Annotated in this window: 12 protein-coding genes; 6 read left to right on the top strand and 6 right to left on the bottom strand. The window is 70.9% G+C overall.

Annotated features, from left to right (window positions below):
• Position 1: 1 nt before the first annotated feature.
• Positions 2-1,624 carry a chaperonin GroEL gene (gene groL / locus QMF80_RS21740; protein WP_283455898.1) on the top strand — a complete coding sequence of 541 codons (1,623 nt, stop codon included), beginning with the start codon at positions 2-4 and terminating at the stop codon, positions 1,622-1,624.
• A gap of 108 nt (positions 1,625-1,732) precedes the next feature.
• Here the strand turns inward: groL and QMF80_RS21735 are convergent, their stop codons facing one another.
• The 3 genes from QMF80_RS21735 to QMF80_RS21725 all read right to left on the bottom strand — a co-directional run bounded on the left by QMF80_RS21735 (position 1,733) and on the right by QMF80_RS21725 (position 4,053).
• Complete coding sequence (locus QMF80_RS21735) at positions 1,733-2,422, bottom strand: ester cyclase (RefSeq protein WP_283455897.1); 690 nt, start codon at positions 2,420-2,422, stop codon at positions 1,733-1,735.
• A gap of 131 nt (positions 2,423-2,553) precedes the next feature.
• The gene (locus QMF80_RS21730) at positions 2,554-3,327 is read right to left on the bottom strand and encodes an SDR family NAD(P)-dependent oxidoreductase (protein ID WP_283455896.1); all 774 of its coding nucleotides are present in this window, start codon (positions 3,325-3,327) and stop codon (positions 2,554-2,556) included.
• Positions 3,328-3,369: 42 nt separating this feature from the next.
• A complete protein-coding gene (locus tag QMF80_RS21725) occupies positions 3,370-4,053 on the bottom strand; it encodes an MOSC domain-containing protein (protein WP_283455895.1) in 684 nt (227 codons plus the stop codon).
• Positions 4,054-4,134: 81 nt separating this feature from the next.
• Between QMF80_RS21725 and QMF80_RS21720 the strand changes: the two genes are divergently transcribed.
• Positions 4,135-5,040, top strand: a complete 906-nt coding sequence (locus QMF80_RS21720; protein WP_283455894.1) for a LysR family transcriptional regulator — start codon at positions 4,135-4,137, stop codon at positions 5,038-5,040.
• A gap of 136 nt (positions 5,041-5,176) precedes the next feature.
• Here QMF80_RS21720 and QMF80_RS21715 read toward each other — a convergent pair whose 3' ends face one another.
• Positions 5,177-5,518 carry a WhiB family transcriptional regulator gene (locus tag QMF80_RS21715; RefSeq protein WP_283455893.1) on the bottom strand — a complete coding sequence of 114 codons (342 nt, stop codon included), beginning with the start codon at positions 5,516-5,518 and terminating at the stop codon, positions 5,177-5,179.
• 379 nt (positions 5,519-5,897) lie between these two features.
• Between QMF80_RS21715 and QMF80_RS21710 the strand changes: the two genes are divergently transcribed.
• The 4 genes from QMF80_RS21710 (at position 5,898) to QMF80_RS21695 (ending at position 10,560) form a co-directional block, all read left to right on the top strand.
• The gene (locus tag QMF80_RS21710) at positions 5,898-6,509 is read left to right on the top strand and encodes a response regulator transcription factor (protein WP_003948568.1); all 612 of its coding nucleotides are present in this window, start codon (positions 5,898-5,900) and stop codon (positions 6,507-6,509) included.
• 378 nt (positions 6,510-6,887) lie between these two features.
• Positions 6,888-7,517, top strand: a complete 630-nt coding sequence (locus QMF80_RS21705) for a sigma-70 family RNA polymerase sigma factor (protein WP_283455840.1) — start codon at positions 6,888-6,890, stop codon at positions 7,515-7,517.
• A 264-nt stretch (positions 7,518-7,781) separates the two neighbouring features.
• Complete coding sequence (gene guaB, locus QMF80_RS21700) at positions 7,782-9,287, top strand: IMP dehydrogenase (protein ID WP_283455838.1); 1,506 nt, start codon at positions 7,782-7,784, stop codon at positions 9,285-9,287.
• Positions 9,288-9,435: 148 nt separating this feature from the next.
• Positions 9,436-10,560 (top strand): GuaB3 family IMP dehydrogenase-related protein, encoded by a 1,125-nt coding sequence (locus tag QMF80_RS21695; protein ID WP_283455836.1) that lies wholly within the window; start codon positions 9,436-9,438, stop codon positions 10,558-10,560.
• A 122-nt stretch (positions 10,561-10,682) separates the two neighbouring features.
• On the opposite strand, the gene QMF80_RS21690 is transcribed toward QMF80_RS21695, so the two are convergent.
• Together QMF80_RS21690 and QMF80_RS21685 are read right to left on the bottom strand one after the other, a co-directional pair.
• On the bottom strand, positions 10,683-11,159 hold the full coding sequence (locus tag QMF80_RS21690; protein WP_283455834.1) for a hypothetical protein: 477 nt from the start codon (positions 11,157-11,159) through the stop codon (positions 10,683-10,685).
• A gap of 128 nt (positions 11,160-11,287) precedes the next feature.
• Entirely contained in the window at positions 11,288-12,517 is a 1,230-nt protein-coding gene (locus QMF80_RS21685; protein WP_283455832.1) for a nucleotide sugar dehydrogenase, read from the bottom strand.
• Positions 12,518-12,706: the final 189 nt, after the last annotated feature.

The following is a 12,706-nucleotide window of genomic DNA, read 5'->3' as shown; positions in this document are numbered from 1 at the left end:
CATGCCGAAGATTCTTAAGTTTGACGAGGATGCCCGTCGCGCTCTGGAGCGCGGCGTCAACAAGCTTGCCGACACGGTCAAGGTGACGATCGGCCCCAAGGGCCGCAACGTCGTCATCGACAAGAAGTTCGGCGCCCCCACCATCACCAACGACGGTGTCACCATCGCCCGTGAGGTCGAGCTGGACGACCCGTTCGAGAACCTGGGCGCCCAGCTCGTGAAGGAGGTGGCGACCAAGACCAACGACATCGCGGGTGACGGCACCACCACCGCCACCGTGCTGGCCCAGGCCCTGGTCCGCGAGGGTCTGCGCAACGTCGCCGCGGGTGCCTCCCCGGCCGCCCTGAAGAAGGGCATCGACGCGGCGGTCAAGGCCGTCTCCGCCGAGCTGTTGGAGACCGCCCGCCCGATCGAGGACAAGTCCGACATCGCCGCCGTGGCCGCGCTCTCCGCGCAGGACACCCAGGTCGGCGAGCTCATCGCCGAGGCGATGGACAAGGTCGGCAAGGACGGTGTCATCACCGTCGAGGAGTCCAACACCTTCGGCCTGGAGCTGGAGTTCACCGAGGGCATGGCCTTCGACAAGGGCTACCTCTCGCCGTACATGGTCTCCGACCAGGAGCGTATGGAGGCCGTCCTCGACGACCCGTACATCCTGATCAACCAGGGCAAGATCTCGTCCATCCAGGACCTGCTGCCGCTGCTGGAGAAGGTCATCCAGGCGGGCGCCTCGAAGCCGCTGCTGATCATCGCCGAGGACGTCGAGGGCGAGGCGCTCTCCACCCTCGTCGTCAACAAGATCCGTGGCACCTTCAACGCCGTGGCCGTCAAGGCCCCCGGCTTCGGTGACCGCCGCAAGGCGATGCTCCAGGACATGGCCGCCCTCACCGGCGCCACCGTCATCGCCGAGGAGGTCGGCCTCAAGCTCGACCAGGCCGGTCTGGACGTACTGGGCTCCGCCCGCCGCGTCACGATCACCAAGGACGACACCGTCATCGTCGACGGCGGCGGCAGCCACGAGGACGTCGTCGGCCGCGTCAACCAGATCAAGGCCGAGATCGAGTCCACCGACTCGGACTGGGACCGCGAGAAGCTGCAGGAGCGCCTGGCGAAGCTCGCCGGCGGCGTCTGCGTCATCAAGGTCGGCGCCGCCACCGAGGTGGAGCTCAAGGAGAAGAAGCACCGCCTTGAGGACGCCATCTCGGCGACCCGCGCCGCGGTCGAGGAGGGCATCGTCTCCGGCGGTGGCTCCGCGCTCGTCCACGCCGTCAAGGTCCTCGAGGGCAACCTCGGCCTGACCGGCGACGAGGCCACCGGTGTCGCGGTCGTCCGCCGCGCCGCCGTCGAGCCGCTGCGCTGGATCGCGGAGAACTCGGGCCTCGAGGGCTACGTGATCACCGCGAAGGTCGCCGAGCTGGACAAGGGCCAGGGCTTCAACGCCGCCACCGGCGAGTACGGCGACCTGGTCAAGGCCGGCGTCATCGACCCGGTCAAGGTCACCCGCTCCGCCCTGGAGAACGCCGCCTCCATCGCGTCGCTGCTGCTCACGACCGAGACTCTGGTCGTCGAGAAGCCCGCTGACGACGAGGGCGACGCCGGTCACGGCCACGGCCACAGCCACTGACCTCGTCAGTAGCCCGGTGATCCGGTAGCCCGGTGATCCGACAGCACCGTGAGAAGGCCCCGTTCCCCTGGAGCGGGGCCTTCCGCGTTGCCGTCCCGGCCCCCCCGCTCACGCGCCCAGCTGCCGCATCAGGCCCGGCGCGTCGTAGTACCACCAGCCCTCGGCGATCCGGCCGTCCGCGATCCGGAAGGTCGTACAGCCCTTCATGCTGACCGTCCTGCCGGTCGACGGCGCGCCCATGAACGGGCCCTTCTGGGTGCCCTTCCAGGTCCACAGGGTGGTGACGTGGTCGCCCTCGGCCAGCTGGTGACCGAGGTCGAAGGTGAAGTCGAAGGCGTCGCGCCACATGCCCATGGTCTTGCGCACGCCCTCGCGGCCGTCGCCCTCGCCCGCGGCGCGCATCATGTCGTGGTCCACGTAGTCGGCGGCGACGCACTCGTCGACGACCTCGAACTTCCCCTGCTCCGCCACCTCCTCGTACATCCGGTTCACGAGCACCTTGTTGAGGTGCTCGTCGCGGACGACGTCGAGGTTGGTGAAGCGGGGCATCCCGTCGCAGAGGGCCACCATCTGCTGGAACATCCGGTCCGTCTCCGGCAGCGTGGAGTTCTTCATGGCCTCCTCGTACGAGGGGAACTCGACGAGGTCGACGAAGTGGTTCCGGGACTCGCGGTCCCTGCCGATCATGCTGTGCGTGGCCGTACGCGTGGCCGTGGTCTCTTCGGCCCAGCGGTCGATGAGCGCGTTCATCTCATCGAACCGCTGGGTCTCGTAGTCGATCATCTGTACGAATGTCATGGCGTTCTCCCTGGAGGGATGGGACCCCCAACCCATCCAGTCTAGGGAGGTTCGCGACAAATGACCCTGCGGCGAAGGGCCGCCGCGGGCGGGCCCGCTGCGGGCCCCCGGCGGCCCGCCGGAAGGCCGTTCTACTGCGGGCCGTACTTGCGGCCCGTACGGGAGGACATCCCGCCCAGCAGCCCGCGCGGCGCCAGCTTCACCACGCTCATCAGCGCCTTGTAGCGGGGGTCGGGGATCGACACCGTCCGCCCGCGCGCCAGGTCGGCCAGTGCCTCGGCGACCAGCTTGTCGGCGTCCAGCCACATCCAGTTGGGGATGTTGTCCGTGCCCATCCCGGCCCGCTCGTGGAACTCCGTACGGACGAAGCCCGGGCACAGGGCCATCAGCCGGACCCCGGAGTCCGCCAGGTCCTTCGCCGCGCCCTGGGTGAACTGCACGACCCAGGCCTTGCTCGCCCCGTACGTCCCGCGCGGCAGGAAGGCCGCCACCGAGGCCACGTTGACCACACCGCCGCGTCCGCGCGAGCGCATCGACTCGGTCGCGGCGGAGGTCAGGCGCAGCACGGCCTCGATGTGCACCTTGATCATCGTCAGCTCGTCGGCCATGGAGACTTCCAGGTAGCGGCCCTTGTTGCCGAATCCCGCGTTGTTCACCAGCAGGTCCACGGGGTGCTTGCGGTCGGCCAGACGCTGCTCGACCGCGCTGATGCCCTCTTCGGTGGAGAGGTCGGCGCTCAGCACTTCGGCCTCGATGCCGTGCCGGTCGTGCAGCTCGGTGGCCTGCTCGCCCAGCCGCTTGGTGTCGCGGGCCACCAGCACCAGGTTGTGCCCCTGGGCGGCGAGCTTGCGGGCGAAGGCGGCGCCGATGCCCGCCGTGGATCCTGTGATCAACGCAGTCGTCATACGGGCAACCTAGCCGTAGGAGCTGGCGCCCTCACGCCGCCCTCACACCCCGCCGCCGCCGTCCCCGTACTTCGCCGCGTAGTCGCGGGCCTTCTCGTGCGAGCGCGGGTCCATCACGTCCGCCGCGGCCAGTGTGCGCGGCAGCAGCGCCCGCTCACTGGTGAACGCGCGGAACCAGAAGCCGACCGACACCTCGTGCTCCGGCCGGTGGAGGACCTCGATCCGGTCGCCCGGGGAGACCTCGCCCTCCTGGAGCACCCGCAGGTATGCGCCCGGCCTGACCTCCTGGGTGAACCGCTTGACCCAGCTCGCCTCCTCCAGGAAACCCTGGAAGGTCCGGCACGGTATGCGGGCCGAGGCCACTTCGAGGACCAGGTCGGGGCCGACCCGCCACCGCTCGCCCAGCAGTGCCCCGGTGACGTCGATCCCCGTCGTGGTGAAGTTCTCGCCGAAGACCCCCGCGGGGAGCGCCCGGCCCAGTTCCAGCTCCCACCAGTCCAGGTCCTCGCGCGCGTACGCGTAGACCGCCTGGTGGTCCCCGCCGTGATGGCGCAGGTCGCAGACGGCGTCACCCTCGACCCCGCTGGCACCCGCGCCCCGGGGGCCGGGGGCGAAGACGCGCACGGGGCCGGCCACCGGCTTCTTGTCGCTTCCCGTGAGCCCGCCTTCCGCGTCGGTGTAGTCGACGACCGTCGCGCGGCCCAGGTTCAGGGAAATCAGCTCCATGGAGTGCACGCTAGCCGAGCGCCCTCAAAGCCGTCCATGGGGCAATGGCGCCAAGTCCAAAGCAAGCCTTATGCTCGGAGGGTGATCGAGGCACGTCATCTCCGAGTCCTGCGCGCCGTGGCCGGCGCGGGTTCCTTCTCCGCCGCCGCCCGCGAACTGGGCTGTACCCAGCCCGCCGTCTCCCAGCAGATGAAGGCGCTGGAGCAGTCCGCCGGGACCCCGCTGCTCATCCGGGCGGGCCGCGAGACGCGGCTGACCCAGGCCGGGGAGGCGCTGGTCCGCCACGCCGCGGGCATCCTCGCCGGGCTGACCGCCGCCGAGGAGGAGGTCGCGGCCATCGCCGGGCTGCGCGCGGGCCGGGTCCGGCTCGTCTCCTTCCCCAGCGGCAGCTCCACCCTGGTGCCGACCGCGCTCGCCGCGATGCGCGCCGAGCACCCGGGCACCCGGATCTCGCTGGTGGAGGCCGAACCGCCGCGCTCGGTGGAGATGCTGCGCGAGGGCGACTGCGATGTGGCGCTGGCGTTCCGGTACGCCGGTTCCGCGCCGGAGGGCGGCCCGTCCGAATGGGACGACCTGGTGGTGCGCCCGCTGCTGACCGACCGTCTGGTGGGCCTGGTTCCCGAGGGGCACCGGCTCGCGGGCGCGGCCCGGGTGGGCATGGCCGAGCTGGCCGACGAGCCCTGGATCGCGGGCTGCCCGCGCTGCCGCCGCCATCTGGTGGACGTGTGCGAGGCCGCGGGCTTCACCCCGCGGATCGATTTCGCCACCGACGACTACCCGGCCGTGGTCGGCCTGGTGGGTGCGGGCCTGGGCGTGGCCGTACTGCCCGAGCTCGCCGTGGAGTCCGTACGGGCCAAGGGCGTGGCCGCGCTGGCGCTGGAGCCCGAGGTCGAGCGCGAGATCGTGGCGCTGACGCTGGCGGACCTGGCCAGGGTCCCCGCCGTGGCGGCGACCCTGGACCAGTTGGAGCGTGCCGCCGCCCGCTGACGGCCGTACGGCGGTACGGCCGGGCGGGCGGCTCCGGCGGGGTGGTTCCGACGGGCGGCCTCGCGGGGTGGTTCGAACGGGTGGTTCCGACGATGCGAGGAAACGTTCCTTCGGGCGTTTCCTCCGACCGGATGGATCAGTGGGTCACGGTGGGCCCGGTCGCTACGGGCCCCGTCACGCTGGTCGCGGGGATGAGGCGGTGCCGGGCCCGGCCCATCAGTTCTTCGCGTTCGTCCTCGGTGAGGCCGCCCCACACTCCGTAGGGCTCGCGGACGGCGAGTGCGTGCGCTGCGCATTCCGAACGCACCGGGCATCGCATGCAGACCTCTTTAGCCGAGGTCTCGCGCGCGCTCCTGGCCGCGCCCCGCTCGCCTTCCGGGTGGAAGAAGAGGGAGCTGTCGACCCCCCGGCAGGCAGCGAGCAGCTGCCAGTCCCAGAGGTCGGCGTTCGGTCCGGGGAGGCGGGAGAAATCTGCCATGGGTAGTCCTCTTGGTGCCGGTACTGAGGCGGATATGGTCCATGTCTCCACATCTACTGTCGTAGTAGATGTAAATATGACTCATTGGGAATCTAGCGTCAGACACATGGCAAACGGAAGGAAAGCCGCCAAATAGGGCATAGCTCCAGATGGCGGACGCGCGACGCGTGGCGTCTACGCCGTGTTCGGTTCCTCACGTAGAGTGCCGAAGGTGTCCGTCCGACCCGTAACTCTTTCGAGTGACCGTCGTTGAGAGTGCGAAGGCGGTTGAACCAAGAAGTTCTCGGACAGGTGTCCGGGGGCATCGACCGCAACGGTGACGATACGTACCAGCCTGGAGGCTCAAGGTGACGCGCATCAGCAGCTGCGGAGGGCGGTCATGACATCCGTCCTCGTCTGCGACGACTCCCCGCTTGCCCGAGAGGCGCTCCGTCGCGCGGTTGCCACCGTGCCCGGCGTCGAGCGTGTGACGACGGCTGCCAACGGCGAGGAAGTCCTCCGCCGCTGGGGTGCCGACCGCTCCGATCTGATTCTGATGGATGTACGGATGCCAGGGCTCGGCGGTGTCGAGACCGTCCGGCGACTGCTCTCGGCCGACCCGGGCGCTCGCATCATCATGCTGACGGTCGCCGAGGACCTGGACGGCGTGGCCCTCGCGGTCGCCGCCGGTGCCCGGGGCTATCTGCACAAGGACGCCTCGCGCGCCGAACTGCGGGCCACGGTCACCCAGGCACTCGCCGACCCGACCTGGCGGCTCGCCCCCCGGCGGCTGCGCTCGGCCGAGATGGGCGCCGCGCCCACGCTCACCGCGCGCGAGATCCAGGTCCTCGAGGGCATGAGCCACGGCCGGTCGAACGCGGAGATCGGGCGCGAGCTCTTCCTCTCCGAGGACACGGTCAAGACCCACGCCCGCAGGCTGTTCAAGAAGCTCGGCGCCTCGGACCGGGCGCACGCCGTGGCACTCGGCTTCCGCTGGGGCCTGGTCCGCTAGATCCGGTCCGCTGGATCCGGTCCGCCGGATCCGCTGTGCCAGATCCGGTACGCCGGATTCAGTACGCCGTTCCGCCCGGCCCCTCACGGGCCGGGCGCAGGCTTGTTCCTGCGCTGATCGGGAGCCGTACGACCGGTCGTGTCGCAGCCGGTGCGCGCGCGGGATTCGCGAGGCACAATCCGTGGGACGTGTCGCTTCGGGCGCGATGCCGCATCCTTGAGGGTGTGGCCCCGGCGCGAAGCCGTGGCCCGGGACCATTCTGCCGAGCGGGAGGGGAGGGCGCGGGCGATGACTTCAGGCGCACCCGCTCATAACGCTTCGATGCACAACACGGGCCACGGTGCCGCGAATGCTCCGGCGCCAAGGCACCATGGATTGATGCGCGACGACGAGGCCGAGGGGTCCACCACGGCCAATGGCCCGACCGGCACCGCCCAGGGCGGCAGCGCCGGGGCCGTCAGCGCGCTCGTACGCCGTGCCGTCGAGGGCGACGGACAGGCCACGCACGACCTGCTCGCCTTCGTGCACCCGCTCGCACTGCGCTACTGCCGCACCCGGCTGTCCCGGCTGCCCGGTGACGCCCGGCACTTCGTCGAGGACCTGGCGCAGGAGGTCTGCGTCGCCGTCCTGATGGCCCTGCCCCGCTACCGCGACACCGGCCGCCCCTTCGAGGCGTTCGTCTTCGCGATCGCCGCGCACAAGGTCGCCGACCTCCAGCGGGCCGCCATGCGGCACCCGGGCAGCACCGCCGTTCCGTCCGACGAGATGCCGGAGCGGCCCGACGACTCGCTCGGTCCCGAGGAGCGGGCGCTGCTCAGCAGCGACGCGGCCTGGGCCAAGAAGCTGCTGGCCAATCTGCCGGAGAACCAGCGGGAACTGCTGGTGCTGCGGGTGGCCGTCGGGCTGACGGCGGAGGAGACCGGCCAGATGCTCGGGATGTCCCCGGGCGCGGTCCGCGTCGCCCAGCACCGCGCGCTCAGCAGGCTGCGCGCCCTCGCCGAGCAGTAGGCCGGGCGGGCCGCACGGCCCCTCGCCGGGCCGAGCGCGGGCCCGCCGGCGGGCCGCGGGCCCGCGCTCGGGGTGCTCGCACGGGGCGGGTGGGGCGCGTACGCCCGCCGCCCCCGTAGACCCCCCGCGGCGCGCGGCCCTAAGCTCGGGGAAAGTCCGTAGGAAACCACGAATCTTCCGGTCGATCTTGGTCGTGGAATCAGACGCTCTGGGATCCCGTTAGCATGGACATCCGCGCTGAGCAAGACCATCTGGGAAGGTGTCATGACTGTCAACGCCGACGGAGTGCCCGACAAATTCGCCACGCTGGGGCTCACTTACGACGATGTGCTGCTCCTGCCGGGCGTGTCGGACATGGCGCCTGACCAGATCGACACCTCCTCCCTGATCTCGCGGAACGTGCGGGTCAACGTCCCGCTGCTGTCCGCCGCGATGGACAAGGTCACCGAGGCCCGCATGGCCATCGCCATGGCCCGTCAGGGCGGCGTCGGCGTACTGCACCGCAACCTCTCCATCGCCGACCAGGCCAACCAGGTCGACCTGGTCAAGCGCTCCGAGTCCGGCATGGTCACCGACCCGATCACGGTGCACCCGGACGCGACGCTGCGCGAGGCCGACGAGCTGTGCGCGAAGTTCCGCATCAGCGGTGTCCCGGTCACCGACCCGGCGGGCAAGCTGCTCGGCATCGTCACCAACCGCGACATGGCCTTCGAGTCGGACCGCGCCCGCCAGGTGCGCGAGGTCATGACCCCGATGCCGCTGGTGACCGGCAAGGTCGGCATCACCGGCGTGGACGCCATGGAATTGCTGCGCCGCCACAAGATCGAGAAGCTTCCGCTGGTCGACGACGCGGGCATCCTCAAGGGCCTCATCACGGTCAAGGACTTCGTCAAGGCCGAGAAGTACCCGAACGCCGCCAAGGACAAGGACGGGCGCCTGCTGGTCGGCGCGGCCGTAGGCGTCGCGGGCGACGCCTACGAGAGGGCCCAGGCCCTGATCGAGGCGGGCGCCGACTTCATCGTCGTCGACACCGCCCACGGCCACTCCCGCCTCGTCGGCGACATGGTCTCCAAGATCAAGTCGAACTCCTCGGTCGACGTCATCGGCGGCAACATCGCCACCCGTGACGGCGCCCAGGCGCTCATCGACGCGGGCTGCGACGGCATCAAGGTCGGCGTGGGCCCCGGCTCCATCTGCACCACCCGCGTGGTCGCGGGCATCGGCGTCCCCCAGGTCACCGCGATCTACGAGGCCGCGCTGGCCGCCAAGGCCGCGGGCGTCCCCGTCATCGGCGACGGCGGCCTCCAGTACTCCGGCGACATCGCCAAGGCCCTGGTCGCGGGCGCCGACACGGTGATGCTCGGCTCGCTGCTCGCGGGCTGCGAGGAGTCCCCGGGCGAGCTGCTCTTCATCAACGGCAAGCAGTTCAAGTCCTACCGGGGCATGGGCTCGCTCGGCGCGATGCAGTCCCGCGGCGACCGCAAGTCCTTCTCCAAGGACCGCTACTTCCAGGAAGGCGTCGGCGGCGACGACAAGCTGATCCCCGAGGGCATCGAGGGCCAGGTGCCCTACCGCGGTCCGCTCTCCGCCGTCGTCCACCAGCTGGTCGGCGGCCTGCGCCAGTCGATGTTCTACGTCGGCGGCCGTACGGTTCCCGAGCTCCAGGACCGGGGCCGGTTCGTCCGGATCACCTCGGCCGGGCTCAAGGAGAGCCACCCGCACGACATCCAGATGACCGTCGAGGCGCCGAACTACAGCCGCAAGGGCTGACACGTCGCGAGGGGGCGGGTCCGGGCATTTCCGGATCCGCCCCCTTCGTCGTGCGCCCGTACAGCCGTCCGTACAGCGGTCACCGAAACGCGGTCCCCCGCGGGTCGGGGATACTGGACGGGCAGACCCAGAGGAAAGGCCACCACACGTGACTGAGATCGAGATCGGGCGCGGCAAGCGCGGCCGCAGGGCGTACGCGTTCGATGACATCGCCATCGTCCCCAGCCGCCGTACCCGAGACCCGAAGGAGGTCTCGATCGCCTGGCAGATCGACGCCTACCGCTTCGAGCTGCCGTTCCTGGCCGCCCCCATGGACTCGGTGGTCTCCCCGCAGACCGCGATCCGCATCGGCGAGCTGGGCGGTCTGGGTGTACTGAACCTCGAAGGCCTGTGGACCCGGTACGAGGACCCGCAGCCGCTGCTCGACGAGATCGCCGCGCTGGACACCGAGGCGGCCACCCGCCGCCTCCAGGAGATCTACGAGGCGCCGATCCAGGCCGAGCTGATCAAGCGGCGCATCAAGGAGGTGCGCGACTCCGGTGTGGTCACCGCCGCCGCGCTCTCCCCGCAGCGCACCGCCGAGTTCTCCAAGGCGGTCGTCGACGCGGGCGTCGACATCTTCGTGATCCGCGGCACCACGGTCTCCGCCGAGCACGTCTCGGGCGCCGCCGAGCCGCTGAACCTCAAGCAGTTCATCTACGAGCTGGACGTCCCGGTCATCGTCGGCGGCTGCGCCACCTACACCGCGGCCCTGCACCTGATGCGCACCGGCGCGGCGGGCGTGCTGGTGGGCTTCGGCGGCGGCGCCGCGCACACCACGCGCAACGTGCTGGGCATCCAGGTCCCGATGGCGACCGCCGTCGCCGACGTGGCCGCGGCCCGCCGCGACTACATGGACGAGTCCGGCGGCCGTTACGTGCACGTCATCGCCGACGGTGGCGTGGGCTGGTCCGGCGACATCCCCAAGGCCGTCGCCTGCGGCGCCGACGCGGTCATGATGGGCTCCCCGCTGGCCCGTGCCACGGACGCGCCCGGCAAGGGCCACCACTGGGGCATGGAGGCCGTCCACGAGGACGTGCCGCGCGGCAAGAAGGTCGACCTCGGCACGGTGGGCACCACCGAGGAGATCCTCACCGGCCCCTCGCACTCCCCGGACGGTTCGATGAACATCTTCGGCGCCCTGCGCCGTTCGATGGCCACCACCGGCTACAGCGAGCTGAAGGAATTCCAGCGCGTCGAGGTCACGGTCGCGGACTCGCAGCACCGCCGCTGACCGACCCGCCCGGCCTACGGTCGTACGCGCGCAGGGCCGGTACCCCACCCGGGGTGCCGGCCCTGCGGCGTTCGCGCGGGCGCCGGGTCGGGCCAGGCCCTTCGCGCGGCGGGTGGTGCGGGTCAGGCGGCGGCCTTGCGGGCCGTCTGGAAGGCGACGACCGCGCCGATCGCGAAGAAGACGATCGAGATGAAGTCCGCGTCGGCCTTCCAGGCCTCCTGCACCACGTCGAGGTGCTGGGTGAGCAGCTCGGTCGCGCTGAGCGGGAGCTGCTTCGAGCCCATGACGGCCTCGCCGACGAGCCCCCCGGCGTAGACGGAGCCGAGGGACAGGACGGCTGCCACGACCGGGAGGACCGGGTTGCGGCCACCGAGCTTGCCCGCCGCGAAGCCGACGAGGATGCCGACGCCGACCGCCGCGTAGCCGATCTCGTGCTCGGTGGCGCCGATGATCCAGCCGTAGACGCCGGCCGCGACCAGGGCGGCGACCACGGCCGCGACGACGCCGAGGACGACATTGCCCTTCGGGGCGGCCGGGGCCGGGTAGCCGGGGGCCGGGGTGACGGAGTGGGGCGCGGGCGGCTGGAACTGCTGGCTCATGAAGAGATCCCCCCCAGGGATACGGGCGCACGGGTGCCCCACGAATGGCCATGGGGACGTAAGTGCGAAATAAGTTCGCCGCAGGCTCGCAGCCGCCACCGACAGCCGCGGAGGGGATTCCCGGTGGTTCAGAGCCGGTGCGCGGCCCCCGCCGGGCTCGCGCCCCTGGTGTCCAGCAGCAACTGTGCCTTGACCGCCAGGCCCTGGAGGTCGTAGGTGCGGTGGTGCTGGAGCAGGATCGTCAGATCGGCGTCCGCCGCGGCCTCGTACAAAGATTCGGCCCGCGGTACGGGCTGCTCGCGTACCCGCCACCCCGCGATGTACGGGTCGTGGTAGCTGATCAGGGCCCCCAGGTCGACCAGTCTGCTGGCGATCTCGCGGGCCGGGGAGCCCTCCTGGTCGGCCAGGTCCGGCTTGTAGGTCACCCCGAGGAGCAGCACCCGCGCCCCGCGCGCGGATTTGCCGTGCTCGTTGAGGAGGGTGGCGCTGCGCTGGATGACGTACTGCGGCATCCGGTCGTTGATCTCCTGCGCCAGGCCGACCATGCGCAGGGGGTGACCGGGAGTGCGGGTGGTGTGTGGGAGGTAGTTGGGGTCCAGCGGGATGCCGTGGCCGCCGACGCCGGGACCGGGGCGGAAGGCCTGGTACCCGTACGGCTTGGTCTCCGCGCAGCGGATCACGTCCCACAGGTCCACGCCGAGGTCGTGGCAGAGCACCGCCATCTCGTTCATGAGGGCGATGTTGACGTGCCGGTAGTTGGTCTCCAGGAGCTGGACCGTCTCCGCCTCGCGCAGGCCGCGCGCGCGGACCACCTTCTCGGTGAGGCGCGCGTAGAAGGCGGCCGCCGACTCGGTGCAGGCCGGGGTGAGGCCGCCGATCACCTTGGGGGTGTTGGCGATGCCGTGCGTCCGGTTGCCGGGATCGTGGCGGCTGGGGGAGTAGGCCAAGTGGAAGTCGCGCCCTGCGCGCAGACCCGAGCCGCCTTCGAGGATGGGGCGCAAGTATTCCTCGGTGACCCCCGGATGGGCGGCGGATTCGAGGATGACGGTGGTGTGCGGGCGCAGCCGGGCGGCCAGGGCGCGGCCCGCCTCGCCGACGGCGGACAGGTCGAGCGCGCGGTCGGCGCCGAGCCGGGTGGGCGCGCAGATGACGGCGGTACGGACCCGTCCGAGTTCGGCGGGGTTGGTGGTGACGCGGAAGCCCGCCGCCGACATGCGGCGGATCTCCGCGGCGGTGAGAGTGGAGTCGGTGGTGGGTCCGCTGTCGTATCCGACGGTCTCGATACCGGCGGAAACGGCGGCCTGGGCGAGTGGGAGGCCGAGGTGGCCGAGTCCGATGACGGCGAGGTCAGCGGGCATGGGGTTGCCGTCCTTCCTCCCCTGACGTGAGGGGGCTGAACGCGCACGTCCTGTGGACAGGGGGAGCTGGCGCTATGTCAGACTAGGCGTATATATGACCGATCTGCGGCATTGTGGGGTGGCAGTCACCGCTGTGTTGTCCACAGGCGGTGGCCGATGTCGGGGTGTCCGGTCAGAATCATGACCAAG

The sequence above is a fragment of the Streptomyces sp. G-G2 genome (genome assembly GCF_030063135.1).
Lineage (GTDB): Bacteria > Actinomycetota > Actinomycetes > Streptomycetales > Streptomycetaceae > Streptomyces.
This window is presented reverse-complemented; position numbering and strand designations above follow the sequence as displayed.

What these genes read in the sequence shown, in the direction of transcription:
- QMF80_RS21710 (WP_003948568.1), top strand. Translation starts at nt 5,898, where the DNA reads ATGACATCCGTCCTCGTCTGCGACGACTCCCCGCTTGCCCGAGAGGCG.
- guaB (WP_283455838.1), top strand. Translation starts at nt 7,782, where the DNA reads ATGACTGTCAACGCCGACGGAGTGCCCGACAAATTCGCCACGCTGGGG.
- QMF80_RS21685 (WP_283455832.1), bottom strand. Translation starts at nt 12,517, where the DNA reads ATGCCCGCTGACCTCGCCGTCATCGGACTCGGCCACCTCGGCCTCCCA.
- groL (WP_283455898.1), top strand. Translation starts at nt 2, where the DNA reads ATGCCGAAGATTCTTAAGTTTGACGAGGATGCCCGTCGCGCTCTGGAG.
- QMF80_RS21690 (WP_283455834.1), bottom strand. Translation starts at nt 11,159, where the DNA reads ATGAGCCAGCAGTTCCAGCCGCCCGCGCCCCACTCCGTCACCCCGGCC.
- QMF80_RS21725 (WP_283455895.1), bottom strand. Translation starts at nt 4,053, where the DNA reads ATGGAGCTGATTTCCCTGAACCTGGGCCGCGCGACGGTCGTCGACTAC.
- QMF80_RS21715 (WP_283455893.1), bottom strand. Translation starts at nt 5,518, where the DNA reads ATGGCAGATTTCTCCCGCCTCCCCGGACCGAACGCCGACCTCTGGGAC.
- QMF80_RS21730 (WP_283455896.1), bottom strand. Translation starts at nt 3,327, where the DNA reads ATGACGACTGCGTTGATCACAGGATCCACGGCGGGCATCGGCGCCGCC.
- QMF80_RS21705 (WP_283455840.1), top strand. Translation starts at nt 6,888, where the DNA reads ATGCGCGACGACGAGGCCGAGGGGTCCACCACGGCCAATGGCCCGACC.
- QMF80_RS21735 (WP_283455897.1), bottom strand. Translation starts at nt 2,422, where the DNA reads ATGACATTCGTACAGATGATCGACTACGAGACCCAGCGGTTCGATGAG.